17 protein-coding genes are annotated in these 18,737 nt (G+C 64.0%); 9 read left to right on the top strand and 8 right to left on the bottom strand.

The annotated features are described in order from the left end of the window. Nucleotides 1-30 precede the first annotated feature (30 nt). Both NKL04_RS14060 and NKL04_RS14055 read left to right on the top strand, forming a co-directional pair. Nucleotides 31-723: a hypothetical protein gene (locus NKL04_RS14060; RefSeq protein ID WP_031209891.1), complete on the top strand. Its 693-nt coding sequence runs from the start codon at nt 31-33 to the stop codon at nt 721-723. 327 nt (nt 724-1,050) lie between these two features. After that, a complete protein-coding gene (locus tag NKL04_RS14055) occupies nt 1,051-1,650 on the top strand; it encodes a DUF6456 domain-containing protein (protein ID WP_023702920.1) in 600 nt (199 codons plus the stop codon). A gap of 67 nt (nt 1,651-1,717) precedes the next feature. Here the strand turns inward: NKL04_RS14055 and NKL04_RS14050 are convergent, their stop codons facing one another. After that, nucleotides 1,718-2,026, bottom strand: coding sequence for a hypothetical protein (locus tag NKL04_RS14050; RefSeq protein ID WP_023672486.1), 309 nt, complete (start codon nt 2,024-2,026; stop codon nt 1,718-1,720). Between the two features lie 203 nt (nt 2,027-2,229). On the opposite strand from NKL04_RS14050, the gene NKL04_RS14045 reads away from it, so the two are divergent. After that, nucleotides 2,230-3,114, top strand: coding sequence for an NmrA family NAD(P)-binding protein (locus NKL04_RS14045; protein WP_023730350.1), 885 nt, complete (start codon nt 2,230-2,232; stop codon nt 3,112-3,114). A gap of 57 nt (nt 3,115-3,171) precedes the next feature. On the opposite strand, the gene NKL04_RS14040 is transcribed toward NKL04_RS14045, so the two are convergent. Further along, nucleotides 3,172-3,969, bottom strand: a complete 798-nt coding sequence (locus NKL04_RS14040; RefSeq protein WP_156951521.1) for a COG3904 family protein — start codon at nt 3,967-3,969, stop codon at nt 3,172-3,174. Between the two features lie 116 nt (nt 3,970-4,085). Beyond that, nucleotides 4,086-5,360: a DUF763 domain-containing protein gene (locus tag NKL04_RS14035; RefSeq protein WP_023689001.1), complete on the bottom strand. Its 1,275-nt coding sequence runs from the start codon at nt 5,358-5,360 to the stop codon at nt 4,086-4,088. 244 nt (nt 5,361-5,604) lie between these two features. Here NKL04_RS14035 and NKL04_RS14030 point away from each other — a divergent pair, with 244 nt between their 5' ends. Beyond that, nucleotides 5,605-6,597 (top strand): HNH endonuclease, encoded by a 993-nt coding sequence (locus NKL04_RS14030; protein WP_023702917.1) that lies wholly within the window; start codon nt 5,605-5,607, stop codon nt 6,595-6,597. A gap of 50 nt (nt 6,598-6,647) precedes the next feature. Here NKL04_RS14030 and NKL04_RS14025 read toward each other — a convergent pair whose 3' ends face one another. Beyond that, nucleotides 6,648-8,603, bottom strand: a complete 1,956-nt coding sequence (locus tag NKL04_RS14025) for an acyltransferase family protein (protein WP_031209888.1) — start codon at nt 8,601-8,603, stop codon at nt 6,648-6,650. A gap of 461 nt (nt 8,604-9,064) precedes the next feature. Here NKL04_RS14025 and NKL04_RS14020 point away from each other — a divergent pair, with 461 nt between their 5' ends. Then, entirely contained in the window at nt 9,065-9,418 is a 354-nt protein-coding gene (locus NKL04_RS14020) for a cupin domain-containing protein (protein WP_023702915.1), read from the top strand. Between the two features lie 717 nt (nt 9,419-10,135). Here the strand turns inward: NKL04_RS14020 and NKL04_RS14015 are convergent. From NKL04_RS14015 to NKL04_RS14000, 4 genes are all read right to left on the bottom strand, one after another. Beyond that, a complete protein-coding gene (locus NKL04_RS14015) occupies nt 10,136-10,963 on the bottom strand; it encodes a metal ABC transporter permease (RefSeq protein WP_023685454.1) in 828 nt (275 codons plus the stop codon). Continuing rightward, a complete protein-coding gene (locus NKL04_RS14010; protein ID WP_023702914.1) occupies nt 10,947-11,741 on the bottom strand; it encodes a metal ABC transporter ATP-binding protein in 795 nt (264 codons plus the stop codon). Before NKL04_RS14010 ends, NKL04_RS14015 begins: the two co-directional genes overlap by 17 nt. A gap of 26 nt (nt 11,742-11,767) precedes the next feature. Then, nucleotides 11,768-12,649, bottom strand: coding sequence for a metal ABC transporter solute-binding protein, Zn/Mn family (locus NKL04_RS14005; protein ID WP_023702913.1), 882 nt, complete (start codon nt 12,647-12,649; stop codon nt 11,768-11,770). A 300-nt stretch (nt 12,650-12,949) separates the two neighbouring features. Next, nucleotides 12,950-14,011: a maleylacetate reductase gene (locus NKL04_RS14000; RefSeq protein ID WP_023712496.1), complete on the bottom strand. Its 1,062-nt coding sequence runs from the start codon at nt 14,009-14,011 to the stop codon at nt 12,950-12,952. A gap of 309 nt (nt 14,012-14,320) precedes the next feature. On the opposite strand from NKL04_RS14000, the gene NKL04_RS13995 reads away from it, so the two are divergent. From NKL04_RS13995 to NKL04_RS13980, 4 genes are all read left to right on the top strand, one after another. Then, nucleotides 14,321-15,205: an AraC family transcriptional regulator gene (locus NKL04_RS13995; protein ID WP_023702911.1), complete on the top strand. Its 885-nt coding sequence runs from the start codon at nt 14,321-14,323 to the stop codon at nt 15,203-15,205. A gap of 229 nt (nt 15,206-15,434) precedes the next feature. Then, a complete protein-coding gene (locus NKL04_RS13990) occupies nt 15,435-16,499 on the top strand; it encodes an ABC transporter substrate-binding protein (protein WP_023672498.1) in 1,065 nt (354 codons plus the stop codon). Between the two features lie 151 nt (nt 16,500-16,650). Beyond that, nucleotides 16,651-17,475: an ATP-binding cassette domain-containing protein gene (locus NKL04_RS13985; RefSeq protein WP_023715131.1), complete on the top strand. Its 825-nt coding sequence runs from the start codon at nt 16,651-16,653 to the stop codon at nt 17,473-17,475. Next, nucleotides 17,472-18,731 carry a sugar ABC transporter permease gene (locus tag NKL04_RS13980; protein WP_023672500.1) on the top strand — a complete coding sequence of 420 codons (1,260 nt, stop codon included), beginning with the start codon at nt 17,472-17,474 and terminating at the stop codon, nt 18,729-18,731. The genes NKL04_RS13985 and NKL04_RS13980 overlap by 4 nt, the downstream gene beginning before the upstream one ends. Nucleotides 18,732-18,737: the final 6 nt, after the last annotated feature.

Genomic DNA, 18,737 nt, shown 5'->3' with positions numbered 1-18,737 from the left:
GCCTTGCGCGCGCAATCAATGGATACCGACATGACTGCCTATACCGACACCGAATTGCAGGAGATCGCCGTCTGGCTGAGGGATGGCCTGTCGGCCACAGGGATCGCCGTCCGCTTCACGGCGCTGCGCGGCAGTCCGGTCTCGCGCAATGCCATCATCGGCATCGTCCACCGCAACAGCGCGTTGAAGACCATCGGCTTCGCCAACCCCAGAGGCGGCAGGTCCGGCGGCCGACCGAGGAAGAATGCGACGGGGAAGACTGCGGCAAACGAGAATACCGCCAAGAGGAATCCGCCGGCGCAGCCAAGCAAGCTCGTAAGGGAAGTAGGAGTTTCGAAGCAGGCCGCGCCGGTCAAACCGGCCGCCAAACCGAGCCGTCAGCCATCGGCCAGGCCTCTGTTGCCAGCCCGTCCGGCGCCCTCGATCCCGGGCGAAGGACGGCTGGTGGTGGACGGCGAAATCTACCGCTTCAATGTGTCGGCGCCGCGCCCTGCTTCGCTCGGGCGTCAGCCGCATGTCGCCGCCATGCGCTTCATCGACTGCCTGTTCGACCGCTGCCGCGCGCCGCTCGACCTGACGCTGGAGGAAGACCCCGACAAAGACCCTCCCGGCAGCCGGCCGGGATTGGAGATGCTGTGCTGCGGCCTGCGCACAAGGGCGCTGAAAAGCTACTGCGAATATCATCAGACGCGTTTCCACCGACCTGTGGCGGAGGTGGTGTGAGCGGCTGGGCTCCGTTCCTCGCCTCCGGACGACCCCACCAATGACCGAAAGCCGGCGGGACAGCGCCCCCCTCTGTCCTGCCGGACGTTCGTCGCTCGGGAAGCCAAGCAATTGGCTTTCCGTCCGCTTCGCGGACCACTCCTCAACCCCCACGCGGGGGGAGATTGGCAGCTCGCCCGCACTGCCTTCCAACGGCGGTGGTGATTGGCGAAAGCCGACGCGACATCCGATCTCCCCCCAAGTGGGGGAGATGCCCGGCAGGGCAGAGGGGGCGCGAAGGAACGCCAACCTTCCGGCTCAACAACCCAATCCCACAAGGATCCCCCGATGAGCAAAAAAACCGCGCAGAAAGCCAAACCGCCGAAATTGCCTGCGGGCGAAGCCGAGCAGGTGCGCATCCGCCGCGAGATCGGCCATGATTTCGCGCTGAAGGACGATCGCTTCGGCCGCAAGCGGTTGAGCGTCGGCACCGAAGAGGCGCGGCGCGTCTACGAGGTCTCCAATGACGGCTACACCGCGACCGGCGGCATCGTGCGGGTGCGCAATGTCGATCCGCTGGTCGGCATCACCTCGCTGACCCGCCAGCAGCGTGAGGCCGGCCAGCGGTTTCGCGACGATTTCGAGCGCGCCTCGCGTGACGGGCTGCGGCCGATGCCGTGGGAAGAGCGCATTGACGGCGGCCGCATCAATGGCGGCATCCCCGACCGCGTGCTCAACGCCGGCCGCGCTCATGCTCACGCCGTCGCCGCCCTGGCCCACTGGGAAGTGGCGGAGGTGGTTCGCAAAATCTGCCTCGAAGGCCAGTCGGTGAAGGCGCTCGCCGAGCGCACCGGCGAGGGACGAGATGTGGTGGTGAAGATGTTGAAGGTCGGGCTCGACCTTTTGGCCGTGGATTACGGGATGATGCTGATGCGGAAGCCGCGATAAGGCCGGCAGCCGCGTGGTGAAGCGGCCGGCCGGCAGATGCCGGCCGAACCGGTTTCACCCTATCGGATCACCGTTCGCAAACGCGAATTTCCTCGACGATCCTGTGATGATGGCGCCAATGCTTGACCAACTCTATGCGGCAATGGCGATGGTGCCTGTGATACCTGTGGTACCTGAAGCCGTTATCGTAGGCATTATACTGGTAGTAGGGGCGAGGAGCGTAGCGATCGTAATAGTCGCCATAGCTGTCATTGTAGTCATCGTCATAGTAGCCGTTGCCGATGCCGATCACGACGCGCCCGCCGGCATTCGCCGGAGCGATCATCGCCGCCGCCGCAGTGATAGCGATAGCCGAAGCAAGCAGGAGCTTTCTCATAGCTGCCTCCTATTCAAGGTTGCGCTAATATAACTCGCTGGGCACGACCTCGTTCCATAATTTTGCAAGATGCGAACGACCCCTGCGCCGTGCATTGCGAGGAAAGCCGGCGTCACCTCCTGTCAGCATCGTCCCCCGATTTTTGAACCCTTCGCCGCCCCAGCCATTAATCCGGCATGAATCAGCAAGGGAAGGACGAGACCATGCATGTCATTCTTGGAGGTACCGGCCATGTCGGCTCGGCGGCGGCAATGGCGCTGTTGCGGCAGGGCGAGGATGTCACGGTGGTGACGCGCGACGAGTCGAAGGCCGCATGGTTGGTTGAACAGGGCGCGGAGGCCGCGGTTGCCGATGTGCTCGATGTCGAGGCGCTGCGTGAAGTCTTGCGGCGCGGCAAGCGGGCGTTTCTGCTCAACCCGCCGGCCGATCCATCGACCGACACCGACGCCGAGGAGCGCAAGACGGTTGGCGCCATTGCGGCGGCGCTGGAGGGCTCCGGCCTCGAAAAGCTGGTGGCGGAATCGACCTACGGCGCGCAGGCCGGCGAGGGTGTCGGCGATCTCACCGTCCTTTACGGCCTCGAGCAGAAGCTGAAGGCCCAGGCCATTCCGGCAAGCATCAACCGCGCCGCCTATTACATGAGCAACTGGGATCAGGCCCTGGAGACGGCGCGGCGCGACGGCGTCATCACCTCCTTCTTCCCGGCGGATTTCGAGCTGCCGATGGTGGCGCCGCAGGATCTCGGCGAGGCCGCGGCGAGACGTCTGCTGGAGCCGACGGACAAGACCGGCACGCACTATATCGAGGGCCCTCGGCGCTACTCAGCCGCCGATGTCGCCGCAGCCTTCAGTGCGGCGTTGCGCAAAAACGTGCGCGTGGTCACGGTGCCGCGCGAGCGCTGGACAGAAACCTACGAAAAACTCGGCTTCTCCAAAGCGGCGGCCGAGTCCTACACCCGCATGACCGGGGCCACGCTGGACAAGCCGGCGGAGCCGGAAAACCCGGAGCGCGGCACGACCAGCCTGGAAAGCTATATTGCTGCGCTCGTCGAGGGCCGGCCGGAAGACCTGTTGAAGGGTGCCGCGTAAAGTGAAGGGTTGCTGTTGAGAAACAGGCGCTTCGACGACCTACGTGGCCCGCTATTCCTATTGCCTGACCGTTCGGCAGTTGCCCGCCGGCGGCGTGGTCTTGCAGATATCGATGGAGGTGCGCGTGTCGCCGTGACCGGCTTCGGTTATCAGATTCAGGTCCAAAAGTTCGTATGTCACGAGGTATCGTATGCTGTCGTCGGGTATTTTTTGCATGGCCGATACGATCCACGAACCTGCTTCCATCTCGGTGAAATAGCTGTCGACTTTGCGTTCATACCATTTGGGTATCGGAACGAGGACGATGGTCTTCTTGCCGTGGATTTTCTTGGCGGTCGGCAGCATGATCCGGTGAATGCCGACAAAGGCGCGGCTGTCTGCCAGGCGCCGTACGCCGCCCGCAAGAACCATCGTACAAGCTGACGAACAGACTGCGCCGACGGGGTTGGCGACGCCGAAGCGGAGGTCGCCCGGCCCGCAGGCTTTTGTGTCTGGCGCGCATTCGGAGAACTCCGTCTTGCCAACCATCGTGTCGAGCCCGCTGGCGCGGATCATATGGCCAAGCGCCATCGCCGCATCGGTCTCGCCGCCCGGGGAATTCAACGCCAAAGGCAATTTGCGGGGGCCGAGTTTTTTCAGCAAAGCCTTCAGCAAAGCTGGCGTGCCGGCCACGATGTGACCTTCCGCCGAAATCCATTCCGGGCATGTCGGCTCGCATCCTGGCGTGCTGTTGCGTACAACGACGAAGTGCATCGGCGGTGTATATGCCAGTATGGCAGGCTCAGGCGTCGTTTGGGCGATCGCGCCGCCAATCGCCAGCAGCACGAAAACCAATGTCCATGCGAATGTCTTCATGCCGAGCCTCGCCTGGCAGAGCATCACTTGAGAAATGGGTCTTTGCAAGCATTATCAAAACAAGCCGAGCACGTGTTTCTATGGGCCGCGCACTATCTCTGCATGATGGACAGGCGCTACTGGCGGCCCCTGTCTGAACCGTCGTCGCTTTCCGCCGCCCCCTCCCACCCGAACACACTGCGCCCTCCAAGCAGGTGCGACTGGTCGAACTCGCCGGCGACGATCTCCTTAAGGCTCGGCCCGGTGACGTAGCGCTCCAGCCGCCGCGCTTCGCCATCCAGCCGCTGCAGCGCGCCGAGCTCTTCCTCGCGGCCGAGCTTGGCCTTGCCGACGGCCGATTTCAGCACCGCAATCGTCTCGTCATAGACTTTCAGCGGCACCGGGAAGGGGTGGCGGTCCTTGCCGCCATGGGCAAGCGAAAAGCGCGCCGGATCGGAGAAGCGGCAGGGCGCGCCATGCACCACTTCCGCCACCATGGCCAGCGCCCGCACCGTGCGCGCGCCGACGCCGGGCACCAGCAGCAGCTCGGGAAAATCGGCCGGCCCGCTTTCTATTGCCGCGGAAATGTTGCCATGCAGCCGGTGCATGACGATGTCGCTCTCGCGCACGTCGTGATGCGCCGGCATCACCAGATTGGGCAGCATCGGCTGCGCCGCCGGTTTCGCAGGCGCTGCTTTCGGCGGCGGCTCCAGCACGGCAAGCTCGTCGAGGATCCGTTCCGGGCTCATGGTCTTCAACAGGTCGATCTGGCCGCTACGTGACGGCGCGGCGCGATGGTCGGTCAGGTTGACGATCTCGCCCTGCCGCTCGCCCTCGATCGCCGCATGCGGCTGGTCGACGAAGCTTGTCAGCCCTTCCGACAGCCAGTGATAGCGCCGCGCCTGGCGGCTGTCGCCGTTCATGCCTTGCTGCACCACCACCCAGCGGCTGTCGTCGGTGACGATGAAGCCGTGCAGATAGAGGTCGAAGCCGTCCTGCACGGCCGCACTGTCCACTTTGGCGACCAGGCGGCTGGCGGTGGCGAGTGCCGCGCCATCGATGCCGACGCGTTCGCCGATCGCGGTCAGCTCCTGCGGCGTCTTGCGCGAATGCGCGCCGCGCCCGCCGCAGACATGGATGCCGAGCTCGCGCGACATCGGGTTCAGCCCGCGCTTCAGCGCGCCGACGACCGAGGTGGTGATGCCCGAGGAGTGCCAGTCCATGCCCATGACGGCGCCGAAAGACTGGAACCAGAACGGATGCGCCAGCCGCCGCAACAGCTCGTCGCGGCCATAGTGATGGATGATCGCCTCGCACAACACCGCGCCCAGCCGCGTCATGCGATCGCCCAGCCATTTCGGAACCCGCCCGCCATGCAGCGGCAAATCCGCACTGCCGCTTCGCTGCGTCAAGTGAAAGCTCCGTGGCTAAGGCGCACCGGCGGTGCGCCTGTGATCTAGATGGCATTTGGGGGGCGATTTGCAAGTGGGGTGGGGGCGGCGACTATCGTCGCCCTACGCTCTTCTTGGCGTCTCGCCGAAAGATGCAGTTACGCCGCCTGTCGCACCTGGCAATAAGGTCGGCTCCATGCTTGTAGGCGAGACAGGTCTCGAATAGAGCTTACCCAGCCGACGGCAACTATTAAAATCAAAAACGATGTCGCAATTCTGGTGGGTAAATCACAGTCAGACCGCCTGCCAAGAGATCGACGGGCAATATCTCTGGTCGCCCAAAACTCAGAAGAATGGGGCACGCAGCGAGTTCTACAAAAATATGCGTCGGGCGACACCTGGTGACCTCGTGTTGTCTTTTTTCGGTCAAGCCGTGCGCTATATTGGTCGGGTAGCGGAGTTTGCATTCACAGCACCGAAACCACCGGAGTTCAAGAACACTGGAGCCAATTGGAACGAGGAAGGTTGGCTTCTCCCGGTGTATTGGGCGCCGCTCCTGCCGACGGTGCGCCCGTCGGACATAATTGGCGAATTGGGTCCGCTTCTGCCTCCCCGATACTCGCCCATCGACCCAAACTCCGGATCAGGCCGTCAAAACGCCTATCTCGCGAGCGTATCGCAAGAGGTGTTTCACACCATTGTCGCGGGTACAGCTTTCGACCGCGAAGCTCTGAGGCGTGGTGGCGCAAACAGTCTCACTTTCGAAGTCGTCAATGAAATTTTAGAGGACGTCGTTGAGCGCCGTATCCGAGACGACCTCCAACTCGAGGACACTGTAAAGACGAGCGTCATTCAAGCTCGTCGCGGCCAAGGTAAATTTCGTTCCAATGTCGAAGCCATGGAGCGCTCGTGCCGACTCACAGGGGTCACCAATCCCTCGTTGCTGATTGCAAGCCACATCAAGCCTTGGCGCCTATGCGCTTCCGCGCAGGAGCGCTTGGACGGCATGAACGGGCTGCTCCTCACGCCTGATGCCGACCACCTCTTTGACCGTGGCTTCATCAGTTTTGAAGATAGCGGGCAGGTCCTCATATCCCAGCGCGTCGACAAGACTGATTTGCGGCGGCTCGGTTTCGAGCAATTGGTGATGCAGAGTTTCGGCTTTGCCGAAGCCCCCGCCGTCTGGCGCACTAGCACCTTCACCCCGCCGCAGCAGGCTTACCTCGCTCACCATCGAGAGGATGTGTTTGTGGCATAGCTCGCATCAACTGAGCGGTCAGCCGTCAGGTCCCCCTACCTCGCCGCCCCCTAAAACACCGCCTTCTCCAAGACCGGCTCCAGTGATTCAGCAAATGGCGTCGCCAGGTGGTGCCGGTCGCGGAAGGCGAGTTGGCCGTTGATGAACACGTGGCAGGTTTGGGCGTCGCAGAACTGGCTGGTCAGGTCGACATAGGTGGCGCCGGGCACGCTGCGCACGACGTCGCGCTCGGCCGCGGCGATGTCGTCGTTCGCCGCCGCGTCCCTCGGCGTGTCGCAGACTTCAGGCACCTGCCTGCGCCACAGCGCCCGCGCCACGCATTTGTCGGCATAACTTCCATTGTAGGGAACGTCCCGGACTACCGCGACCTTGATCCCGGCCCGGCTGAATGCCGCCAGCGTCCAGCGCAGGCCGGCCTTCCACTCCTCGTTCCAATCGGCGTGCTTCAGTTCCTCGGGCGATTCCTTCATCACATTGCCGATCGAGAATTCCGAGATCACCACCATGTGCGGGTGCAACGCGATAATGTCCTTGACCGATTGCTCCCGCCACTGGTCGCATTCGGTGTAGTCGCGCTTCAGCCGCCAGTTCCAGGTCGTCACCCGCGAGGCACGGCAGGACGATTTGAGATAGGTGACGAGGCGATAATTGTTCTTGGCCGCCGCCTCGATCAGCGGCGTCGACCAGTGGTCGGCATGCGAATCGCCGAACAGCGCAATCGAGCGCCCGGCGTCCTTGTTGCCGAACACGCAGGCCTTCGGCGTCACCGTCTCAAAGGAGAGAATACAGCCGGCCGCGCGCGCCGTGGACGGCTGCGCGGCGCTGGCGGCAATGCTGCGCTGCTCAGGGTCCAGATCGTGGACGGCAAGCCTGGCATTGGCGTAGGCGGCTGCGACGCCGGTGCCGGTCAGGAGGACGGCCGGCACCAGCGCCCGCGCCGCACTGGCCATCAGCCAGCCATTGCGGCGGATCGGGTTCTCGATGACATGGTAGGTGAAGACCGACAGCGCCAGCGTCAGCGCCAGGCAGGCCAGCCGTCCAAGCGGCGACAGCTCGGGCGTCAGCATCGTGGCATAGACGATCACCGGCCAGTGCCAGAGATAGAGCGAGTAGGAGTGTTTGCCGGCCCATTGCAGCGGCGCCAGCGCCAGTGCCTCGATCGGGCTTTTCTTAGCGCTCTCCTGCTGCGCGTGCGCCGCTCCTGCCAGCAGCAACAGCACGGTGCCGGCCACCGGCACCAGGGCGAGGAAACCCGGGAAGGGCGTTTCGTCGCTGAAGGAAAGATAGGCGCCGGCAATCAGCGCTAGGCCGAGCCACGCCAGCGGCGTGGCGAGCCGCGGGCGGTTTTGCCAGACTTGCTGCGGCACCATGCTGGCCAGCCCGCCGGCGGCGAACTCCCAGGCGCGTAGCGGCGAGAAATAGAAGGCCCAGGGCTGCGAGACCGTGGTGAGCCACGCGCAGACGGCGAACGAGACGAGGCCGGCAATGCCGATCACCAGGATCGCGCCGCGCTTGCCGGGGCGCAGCCATGCCGCCAGCACAAGCAGCGCCGGCCAGGCGACATAGAACTGCTCCTCCACCGACAGCGACCAGAAATGGACAAACGGGTTGCTGGCCGCATCGGCGGCGAAATAATCGAACGACCAGCGGATCAGCCACAGATTGATCATGTAGGCCGAGGCGAACATGGCGCCTTTGGAATAGAGCGATTGTTCCTCCGGCGACAGGATGAAGGCGCCGGCCACCAGTGTGGCGAGGATGACGAACAGCGACGCCGGCAACAGCCGCCGAGCGCGCCTGGCATAGAAGCGCCACAGGTTGAGCCGCCCGGTCTCGGTGATTTCGGCAAGCAGGTGTTTTGTGATCAGATAGCCCGAGATGACGAAGAAGATGTCGACGCCGGTGAAGCCGCCGGGCAGGCCGGTGAAGCCGAAATGAAAGGCGATCACGCCTGCCACCGCCAAGGCACGCAGTCCTTCGATATCGGGCCGGAACGATGCTGACACGACTTGCCACCTCGTGCTGGTGCATGACCCCGCCTCGGCGAGTAACGATCGCGCCGGGATCATACGTGCGGCAGCTTTGCGCCCAACGGGACACGGCGCTGCAACCGTTGACAGTCGGACCAAGACTCCGCCCTATGGGTCGATATCGCAATGCAACAAATCTAACGCAGTGCAACATTGGAGGAGGCGACGCCGCTGATCTCCCCCCTTGAGGGGGAGATGGCCGCGAAGCGGCCAGAGGGGGTCGTCTCGCGTGAAGCGCCAACTTCCGTCTGGTGCAGGGCGCCGCGTCCAGTCGAACCGACCCCCTCTGTCGCCTTCGGCGACATCTCCCCCTCGAGGGGGGAGATTAGCGCGCGCCGTTCGCCAAATCTCCGACATCCGGGGTCGGCCCTTGCGTTGCCCCCGTCACACGCATCGGCTATCCAACCGGCAGCCATGCAATTCAAACGGAGCCTCCCATGACCAACACCACCATTTTCAAATTCGGCGCTGTCGAGCATGCCGAGGGCGGCGACTTGCCGGGCTGGATCGTTGTCGCGGGCCGGCCGACCATGCAGACCGCCGTGCAGCACACCACCGCCGACGGCAAGGTGCTGTCGGGCACCTGGCGGGCCTCGCCCGGCACTTATCACGCCACCTACACCGACTATGAGTTCGTGCACATGATCGCCGGCCGCATCATCATCACGCCCGATGCCGGCACGCCGGTCGAGGTCGGTCCGGGCGATGCGTTCGTGGTCGAAGCCGATTTCAAGGGCACCTGGCAGATCATCGAGCCGGTAACCAAGCACTTCGTCGTCAAGCTTACTTGATCGACGTCGTCAAGCTTGCTTGATCGCGTCGTCAGGAGTGCCTGATCGGTGCCGATACACCTCGGCCGGCGCGGTTCATCGCCAGCGTCCCCCTCGCCCAGCAGGGGAGGGGGACGTAGCGAAGCGAATATCGGTTAAGAGGGCGTCACCTCGTTCGCTTCGAACCGATGCGGATCGAAAAGCTGAGACGATGGCGTTCTGCGGAGCCTGGTCGAGAGAACGCAGGCCAGGACTGCTGCCGGGTCGCCGGCGCGTCAGCCAAGAGCGAGCGGCGCACTTCGAGAGTGCATGCCGCCCGTCCGGCGCCGGGCCGTCAATGCTGTTGTTACGAAACCCCCCAGCCCCGTCTCAACCGCCACGGCCATGGCGTGACCCATGGCTTGCTATACGGCATGCAGCACCGCGGTCTGTCAACGCCGCCCGCAATGGCCGCGGGAGGTCCCTTTTGCGCCTCCCGACCAGCTTTCCAGCCGGCCTCGCGCAAGCCATTCGCCGCTACAAAATGCGCTTGAAATGGCGGTTTTCCGGGTGTTCCGGCCGCTCCGGAGCGGACCTTTGGCGCGACAGAGGTCGCGATCTAGGCGATTGGAGTGAATTTGTCTTTCGCGGCTGAAACGTTTCAGGAGCCGGATTGTAGACCTGACTTTTTTTGGGTGTATTTCCCTCACGTCAGTTTTGCACCCCAGCCGGCCCGATCGACCTGCCGGAGGGCAAGCCTCAGGGGCCGGCGTCGGCGCTCTGAGTCTCTCGGACCGACGGGCGCCGGACCATGCCGCTGACGACATAGGCCGCCGCGCCCAGCGCCGTGATCCAGAAGCTCGTCGGCCAGTCGGTCAGGAAGGCTAGCGTCAGGCTGATCCAGGCGATGATCACGGCAAGCGCGATGGACGTCAGCACGCCGGCTCCGACGCCGCTGGTAAGCCTGAGCGCGGTGGCTGCAGGCGCCACCATCAGCGCGAAGACGAGCAGCACGCCGACGATCTGCACCGCCTCGGACGTGGCGACGGCGACCAGCACCATGAACAGGGTCGAGACAAGAGTGAGCGGCACGCCGCGCGCTTCGGCGAGTTCCGGCTGCAGGCTGGCGAACAGCAGCGGCCGCGCGATCAGCAAAAGCGCGACAAGGATCGCCACCGCCAGCACCGCAAGCACGATAACGGTGCGCAGGCTGATGCCCAGCACATTGCCGAACAGCACGTTGGTCGCCTGCGAGGCGAAGGCGGTGTAGAAATGCAGAAACAGCAAGCCCAGGCCGAGCGACAGCGTCAAAACGATGCCGATGGCGACGTCGCGATGCGCGCGTTCGCCGAGCAGGCCGATGCCGATGCCGGCGGCGACGGTGAACACGGTGAGGCCGAGAAACGGCGACAGCCCGATCAGGCCGGCGCCGGTGGCCCCGGGAAAGCCGACATGGGAGAGCGCATGGCCGGCGAAGGTCTGGCCCCGGAGCACGAGGAAATAGCCGACCGCGCCCGAAACGATGCCGACGATGGTGCAGGCATAGAAGGCGTTGCGCATGAATTCATAGTCAAAGATCGTGGACATGCGCCCCGCTCTCCAGTTCGACATCATCGGCCATGACGAAGATGCGGCCGGCAACCCGCACCACATTGATATGCGTGCCGTAGAGTTTCGACAGCACCGGACCGCTGATGACCTCGTCGACGGAGCCGATCGCCGCCTTGCCGTTGCCGAGATAGAGCACGCGGTCGACGGCGCGCAGCAGCGGGTTGATCTCGTGCGAGCAGAACAGCACGGCAATGCCGAGCCGCTCGCCGATGTCGTGCACCAGGTCGATGATCGCGCGCTGATGGCCCGCATCGAGGCTGATCAGCGGCTCGTCGAGCAGCAGCAGTTGCGGATTGCCGATCAAGGATTGCGCGATCAGGATGCGCTGGCGCTCGCCACCGGAAAGCTCGCCCAGCGGCCGCCGCGCAAGGTCGCCGGCGCCCACCTCTTCAAGAGCCTTCCACGCCGCCTCCTTCTCGGCAGCCGATGCGACGGGCCAGCCCCAGCGATGCCCGCCGGCGGCACTCAGCACGAAGTCGAGGCCGCTGACGCCGACATCGCCAAGCGCGCGCCGCGCCTGCGGCATATAGCCGATGTCGGCGTTGCCGCGCGTCGGCGATTTGCCAAGCACCGAAATGGCGCCGCCGGCCGGTTTGATCAGGCCGAGAATGGCGCGCAGCATCGTCGTCTTGCCGGCGCCATTGGCGCCGAGCAGGCCGACAAAGGCGCCTTGCGGTAGAGAAAAGGAGACGTCGGATAAAACCCGGCGTCCCCCATAGGTCAGCGTGACCTTGTCAAATTCGATTGCGTTCATTTAGTCACATTCATTCGCAGTCACGTTCATTGCGTGCGGACGGCGAGCGCCTTCTGGACCGCGTCGATCTGGCCGCCGAACCAGGTCTGGATCGTCTGGCCCGCCGGTTCCGTCTCGGTGACGCCGATGACCGTGACCTTGTTCTGCTTGGCGATGTCGAGCAGCCTTGTCGTTGCCTCGTCGGTCACCTGCGAATTGTAGAACAGGATCTTGGCCGAGCCGTCCTTCAGGCTGTTTTCGAACGCCGCCACCTGCGTGGCGCTCGGCTCCGCATCGTTCATCAAGGCCACCTGGAAATCGTAGTTCAGCATCTTGAGACCGAGCGCTTCCGCCATGTAGCCGAAGACCGGCTCGGTAGCCGTCACCTCGGTGCCGGCATAGGTGTTCTTGACGTCGGCGATTTCCTTGTCAATGGCCTCGAGCGAGGTCTGGAATGCCTTCAGGTTCGCCTCGTAGTGCACCGCATTGGCCGGATCGCGCTTGGCAAGGTCAGCGCTCAGCGCCTTGGCGATGGCCGGCAGCGTCGCCGGGTCGTACCACAGATGCGGGTTGTCGCCCGACTTCTTGCCGATCAGGTCGGCGGCGACGATGGTCGTGCGATCCTTGGCTGTCGAGGCCGACAGCAGCTTGTCCATCCACGGATCGTAGTCGGCGCCGTTGTAGATGACGATCTTGGCGTCGGCGATGGTGCGCGCCGTCGACGGGCTGGTCTCGAACAGATGCGGATCGTCATCGGGATTGGCCAGGATGCTGGTGACGGTGACGTTGCTGCCGCCGATCTGGCGGGCAAGGTCGCCATAGAAATTCTCGGCCGCCACGATGGTCAGCTTGTCTTCGGCGCAGGCAGCCGTGCCGGTCAAAAACGGCACCGCGACGAGCAGCGCGGCGAGAAAGGGAATGCGACGCATCCGTGGTCTCCTTGCAGTCTGAAATGTATGTCGCCGGAGAGGCGGGCTGTGTAACTGTATAACAGTAACAATATAACGTTTGCGTCGAAAATACGGCTGATGTCAATGGCTTTTCGAGCCGCGCAGTTTTTCACGCGCACAAAAGCGTGAGCGGCCTGCGCCGATCAGGCGGAGCCACTCATGCCTGTGGCTATATGCGAAAGGGCAGGCGATCGCCGGAACCGCCAGGCCGCCGCGAACACACCGGTCGTGGCGGTATCCTGATGAATTCGCGGCGGGTAAGTTCCTTGCTTGTTGCCGTCAGTTTTGCGGGCGCCTTCCCTCCCACGCGTCCTGCAACAGGGCGCGGATTGCGGCGCGGTCGAAAGGCCGCGGATTCCAGTATGGGTTCCTGGTCGCAATCTCAGCGGCGCGGTCGAGATCGGCCTGCTTGAGGCCGAGTTCTTTCAATGTAAGGGGCGCGCCGACCGCCTTGGCGAAATCCTGGAGACCGCTACCGGCGCTGCCGCCAAACAAGTCGGCGACCGGCTTCAACAAGTCGGGCACCGCGGCGGCGTTGAAGCCGATCGTGTGCGGCAACATCACCGCATGCGTCTCGGCATGCGGCATGTCGAAAGAGCCGCCGAGCGTGTGACAGATCTTGTGATGCAGCGCCATGCCGACGGCGCCGAGCACCGTACCGCACAGCCAGGCGCCGTAAAGCGCATCGCCGCGTGCATCGATGTTTCCAGGCTCCTTGGTCAACACCGGCAGCGCAGTCTTCATGGCGCGCAATCCTTCTTTCGCCATCAGGGTGGAAATCGGATTGCGATCCTGCGCGTAAAGCGCTTCGGCCGAGTGCGCCATGGCGTTGAGTCCTGACGCGACGCTCATCGCTATCGGCAGGCCGACGGTCAGCTCTGGATCGTAGATCACCACTTCCGGCAGGATCCTTGCGTCACGCATTGTGGTTTTTTCGCCGTTCTCGGTTTGACCGAGGATCGGCGTCACCTCCGAGCCGGCATAGGTGGTCGGGATGACGATCTGCGGCAGGTCGGTGCGCCAGGCGATCGCCTTGCCGAGACCGGTGGTAGAGCCGCCGCCAAGCGCGACAACGCAGTCAGCGTTGACCTCGGTCGCCTTGGCCATTGCCGTTTGGGTTACCTCGACCGGCGTGTGCATGGCGGCGCCCGAAAAGGTGCCGGCCGCCAACGCGCCGAGGGACTTAGCAAGCGCCTCGCCGTCGGCAGCCCGATGCGGCGTCGACAGCACCAGCGCGCGATTGCAGCCGAGTTTTTCGATCCAGGTGCCCACCTCGGACGACGCGCCATTGCCGAAGACAATATGCGCAGGGCTGCCGGAGTAGGTGAACGTCCTTGTCATGCCGATCCGCTCCCTTTGCATATTATCACTGTGACGGAGCCGAAATCGAGCGACCAGCTCTCGCCGCCGGCGACATCGTTTGCGTCGTCACCGTCTCGCAAGCGGGGCCTGATCTCTCCCGCGTACTCGCAAACGTATCGCCTTGACCACAAAAACGTCAAAAAAGTATCAGTGAGGTGGACACACCGTGGTGGCGGCTGCATGAATTGCCGCCTAAGCTTCGATCACTGCAGAGAGCGGCAAACGCGGCCTGCGGGAGATGGCACTGCAACTGGTCGCATGACCGGACCGGCGCCGGGAGGAACTGACATGAATCCGGACTTGGAAGTCGTCCAGATCAGACGCGGCGAGTCGTTCAAGGCCTGGGCCCACGGCTACCCCTTCCACACGGTGCGCTGGCACTTCCACCCCGAATACGAAATCCATCACGTCGTCGCCACCACGGGCCATTATTTCGTCGGTGACTTCATCGGCGAGTTCGAGCCCGGCAATCTCGTGCTGACTGGCCCGAACCTGCCGCACAACTGGGTCAGCGACGTGCCGGCAGGCGCCAGCGTGCCGCTGCGCGGCCGCGTCGTGCAGTTCTCGCAAGAGTTCATTGCCGACGCCACCGCCGCGCTGCCGGAACTTGCCGGTTGTGAAAACATACTCGAGCTCAGCCGCCGCGGCGCGCTGTTCTCCACCGCTACCGCCAAGCTCGCCGCACCTGTGCTGGCCGAACTGGTCGAGGCGCAAGGCGTTCGCCGCATCGCGCTGTTCATGGAGCTGATCGATATTCTGAGCCGCGCCGCCGATGTGCGGACGCTGACCAGCGCCAGCTATCTGCCAGATCCCTCAGGCTTCATGTCGGCCGGCGTCAACAAGGCGCTTGCCTATATCAACGCCAACCTGACCGAGCCGTTCAGCGAAAGCGATCTGGCGGCGATCGCCGGCCGCAGCCCGAGCGCGTTTTCGCGCAGCTTCCGCCGCCATACCGGCATGGCGCTGGTGCAGTATGTCAACCGGTTGCGCATCAACCTCGCCTGCCAACTGCTGATGAGCGAGGCCGACATGCCGATCACCGAGATCTGCTATGCCGCCGGCTACAACAACATCTCGAATTTCAACCGCCAGTTCCTGACCCAGAAAGGCATGTCGCCTTCGCGCTTCAGGGCCCTGCTGGCGGAAAACGTCAGCGCGGAGATTGCCGCCTAACAGGGAGGACCGGGAGGAGCCTAGACATTTACTGAGGTAAGAACGCGGGGTGCGTTGGAGGCGCTCCGTGCTGGAGATCGCTTGTCCCGAAATCCAGAGATATCTAGAGGATGCGCAGCACGGATCAAGTGCTCCGTTGTTCCTCGCAACAGCCCGACTGCAGTCAAGGCCCGGTGCCATATGGTGTCCAGGGCTTCATGAAACCATTCCTTGAAACGGAGCTATCGAAATGACCAGATTTGCCTGGAAATCGACGGGAGCCATCGCGCTCACTCTTTCTCTTCTTGGCGGCACCGCTGCCTTTGCTGCCCCGGTTACCGACGCCACGGTCGCCTTCTTGATGCCCGACCAGGCCTCGACGCGCTACGAGCAGCACGACTATCCCGGCTTCGTCGCCGAGATGAAAAAACTCTGCCCCGGCTGCAAGGTGATCTACCAGAACGCCGATGCCGACGCCTCGCGCCAGCAGCAGCAGTTCAACTCGGTGATCTCGCAAGGCGCCAAGGCGATCGTGCTCGACCCTGTCGACTCGACCGCCGCCGCCTCGCTGGTCAAGCTGGCGCAGAGCCAGGGCGTCAAGGTCATCGCCTATGATCGCCCGATCCCGACCGCACCTGCCGACTTCTACGTCTCGTTCAACAATGAAGGCATCGGCAAGGCCATTGCCGACTCGCTCGTCGAACACCTCAAGGCGCTAAAGGTCGACCCCGCCAGCGGCGGCCTGCTGCAGATCAACGGCTCGCCGACCGACGCGGCCGCCGGGCTGATCAAGAAGGGCATCCATTCCAGCCTCGACAACAGCGGCTACAAGATCCTTGCCGAATACGACACGCCGGAATGGGCGCCGCCGAAGGCGCAGCAATGGGCAAGCGGCCAGATCACCCGCTTCTCCACGCAGATCGTCGGCGTCGTTGCGGCCAATGACGGCACCGGTGGTGGCGCCATCGCCGCCTTCAAGGCCGCCGGTGTCGATCCGGTGCCGCCGGTGACCGGCAATGACGCGACCATCGCCGCCCTGCAGCTGATCATCGCCGGCGATCAGTACAACACCATCTCCAAGCCGAGCGAGATCGTTGCGGCGGCTGCCGCCAACGTCGCCGTCCAGCTTCTGTCGGGCGAGACGCCGAAGGCCGAAATGACCCTCTACGACACCCCATCGCAGCTGTTCACGCCGGCGGTGGTGACGCAGGAAAACCTCAAGGCCGAGATCATCGACAAGAAGATCAACACCGCCGAAGAGCTCTGCGTCGACCGCTATGCCGAAGGCTGCAAGAAGCTCGGCATTACAAAGTGACAATGCAGGTCGCCCAAAAGTGCGCAGCGGTTTTGGGATAAGACATGCATAAAAGGATGACCTAGAATCCTGATCCTGCTTTCCGGCCGCCCTTGCGGCGGCCGGAAGTTCGCAGTCACTCTTGACCGCCCATCCGGAAAGGTTTGCCACCATGTCTGACATCTCTGACGGACCGGTTTCGGCAGGCGAGCTGGTGCTCAGCCTGCGCGGCATCTCGAAGAATTTCGGCGCCGTTTCGGCGCTCACCGATATCGATCTCGACGTCCATGCCGGCGAGGTGGTGGCGCTGGTCGGCGACAATGGCGCCGGCAAGTCGACGCTGGTCAAGATTCTGGCCGGCGTCCACCAGCCGAGCTCGGGCACCATCAATTTCCGCGGCAGGCAAGTGACGATGCCCGACCCGAGCGCCGCGCTGACGCTCGGCATCGCCACCGTCTTCCAGGATCTCGCACTGTGCGAAAACCTCGACGTCGTCGCCAACATCTTTCTCGGCAAGGAGATCAACCCGCTGCGGCTGGACGAGGTGGCGATGGAAATTCGCGCCTGGACGCTGCTCAACGAATTGTCGGCGCGTATTCCAAGCGTCCGCGAGGCGGTCGCCTCGCTGTCCGGCGGCCAGCGCCAGACGGTGGCGATCGCCCGCTCGCTGCTGCTCGACCCCAAGGTCATCCTCCTCGACGAGCCGACCGCCGCGCTTGGCGTCGCCCAGACGGCGGAAGTGCTGAACCTCATCGACCGGGTGCGCGAGCGTGGGCTCGGCGTGCTGATGATCAGTCACAATATGGAGGACGTGCGCGCCGTCGCCGATCGCATCGTGGTGCTCAGGCTCGGCCGCAACAACGGCGTCTTCGAACCCGACGCCTCGAACCAGGAACTGGTCAGCGCCATCACCGGCGCCGCCAACAATGCAGTGTCGCGCCGCGCCGAACGGCGCAAGGCCGCCGAACAAGCGAACAATCAGGAGCAGCGGCCATGAGCGCGGAGCCCAAGCAGGACACCTCCTCGTCGACGGCGCTCGACCGCAGCGACGTGCGCGTCAAGCACCAGGCCGGCGTTGGTGGCGCCATCAGCGCCTTCTTCGACCGCGTCCGCTCCGGCGACCTCGGCTCGTTGCCGGTCATCGTCGGCCTGGTCATCATCTGGAGCGTGTTCACCGCCCTCAATCCGGTCTTCGTCTCGTCGAGCAACCTCGTTAATCTCCTGTTCGACTGCTCGACCGTCGGCGTCATCGCGCTCGGCATCGTCTGTGTGCTGATGGTCGGCGAGATCGACCTGTCGGTCGGCTCGATCAGCGGCTTTGCTTCGGCCATGGTGGGCACGCTGTGGGTCAACCAGGGCTGGCCGGTGGCGCTCGCCATCCTCGCCGCGATCGCCGTCGGCGGCTTCATCGGCGCGCTCTATGCCTTGCTGTTCAACCGGCTCGGCATGCCAAGCTTCGTCTCGACGCTCGCCGGCCTGCTCGCCGTGCTCGGCCTGCAACTGTATATTCTGGGCTCCACCGGCTCGATCAATCTGCCCTATGGCTCGAACCTGGTGAATTTCGGCCAGTTGCTGGTCATGCCGGACTGGCTGTCCTATGCACTGGCGGCATTGCCCGGCATCGTCATGCTGATCAGCGGCCTGCGCACCGTCAGCCGCCGCCGGGCCGTCAATTTGTCGGCGCCGTCTGTCGGCGGCCTCATCGTGCGCGTCGCCGCCCTGACCATCCTGCTCGAACTGATCGTCGGTTATCTCAACCAGGCGCGCGGCATACCGTGGATGTTCGGCCTGTTCGTCGGCCTGGTGGTGGCGATGAACTATGCGCTGACCCGCACCCAATGGGGCCGCTCGATGACCGCCGTCGGCGGCAACCGCGAAGCGGCGCGCCGCGCCGGCATCAAGGTGCGCTCGATCTACCTCAGCGCCTTCGTCATGTGCTCGATGTTTGCCGCGCTCGGCGGCGTGCTGTCGGCGGCGCGACTGGCCTCGGCCAGCCAGCAGGCCGGCACCGGCGACGTCAACCTCAACGCCATTGCGGCGGCGGTCATAGGCGGCACCAGCCTGTTTGGCGGCCGTGGCAGCGCCTATTCCGCGCTGCTCGGCATCATCGTCATCCAGTCGATCGCCAGCGGGCTGACCTTGCTCGATCTGTCATCGTCGCTTCGCTACATGATCACCGGCGCCGTTCTGGCAATTGCGGTCATCGTCGACTCCCTGGCACGCCGCTCGCGGGTTTCCCACGGCCGCGCCTGAACGCAA

This window comes from Mesorhizobium sp. C264A, from assembly GCF_040324515.1.
Classification (GTDB): Bacteria; Pseudomonadota; Alphaproteobacteria; order Rhizobiales; family Rhizobiaceae; genus Mesorhizobium.
This window is presented reverse-complemented; position numbering and strand designations above follow the sequence as displayed.

Excerpts from the sequence above, each read along its gene's own strand:
- NKL04_RS14060 (WP_031209891.1), top strand. The coding sequence starts at position 31 with ATGACTGCCTATACCGACACCGAATTGCAGGAGATCGCCGTCTGGCTG.
- NKL04_RS14055 (WP_023702920.1), top strand. The coding sequence starts at position 1,051 with ATGAGCAAAAAAACCGCGCAGAAAGCCAAACCGCCGAAATTGCCTGCG.
- NKL04_RS14050 (WP_023672486.1), bottom strand. The coding sequence starts at position 2,026 with ATGAGAAAGCTCCTGCTTGCTTCGGCTATCGCTATCACTGCGGCGGCG.
- NKL04_RS14045 (WP_023730350.1), top strand. The coding sequence starts at position 2,230 with ATGCATGTCATTCTTGGAGGTACCGGCCATGTCGGCTCGGCGGCGGCA.
- NKL04_RS14040 (WP_156951521.1), bottom strand. The coding sequence starts at position 3,969 with ATGAAGACATTCGCATGGACATTGGTTTTCGTGCTGCTGGCGATTGGC.
- NKL04_RS14030 (WP_023702917.1), top strand. The coding sequence starts at position 5,605 with ATGTCGCAATTCTGGTGGGTAAATCACAGTCAGACCGCCTGCCAAGAG.
- NKL04_RS14020 (WP_023702915.1), top strand. The coding sequence starts at position 9,065 with ATGACCAACACCACCATTTTCAAATTCGGCGCTGTCGAGCATGCCGAG.
- NKL04_RS14015 (WP_023685454.1), bottom strand. The coding sequence starts at position 10,963 with ATGTCCACGATCTTTGACTATGAATTCATGCGCAACGCCTTCTATGCC.
- NKL04_RS14010 (WP_023702914.1), bottom strand. The coding sequence starts at position 11,741 with ATGAACGCAATCGAATTTGACAAGGTCACGCTGACCTATGGGGGACGC.
- NKL04_RS14005 (WP_023702913.1), bottom strand. The coding sequence starts at position 12,649 with ATGCGTCGCATTCCCTTTCTCGCCGCGCTGCTCGTCGCGGTGCCGTTT.
- NKL04_RS14000 (WP_023712496.1), bottom strand. The coding sequence starts at position 14,011 with ATGACAAGGACGTTCACCTACTCCGGCAGCCCTGCGCATATTGTCTTC.
- NKL04_RS13995 (WP_023702911.1), top strand. The coding sequence starts at position 14,321 with ATGAATCCGGACTTGGAAGTCGTCCAGATCAGACGCGGCGAGTCGTTC.
- NKL04_RS13990 (WP_023672498.1), top strand. The coding sequence starts at position 15,435 with ATGACCAGATTTGCCTGGAAATCGACGGGAGCCATCGCGCTCACTCTT.
- NKL04_RS13985 (WP_023715131.1), top strand. The coding sequence starts at position 16,651 with ATGTCTGACATCTCTGACGGACCGGTTTCGGCAGGCGAGCTGGTGCTC.
- NKL04_RS13980 (WP_023672500.1), top strand. The coding sequence starts at position 17,472 with ATGAGCGCGGAGCCCAAGCAGGACACCTCCTCGTCGACGGCGCTCGAC.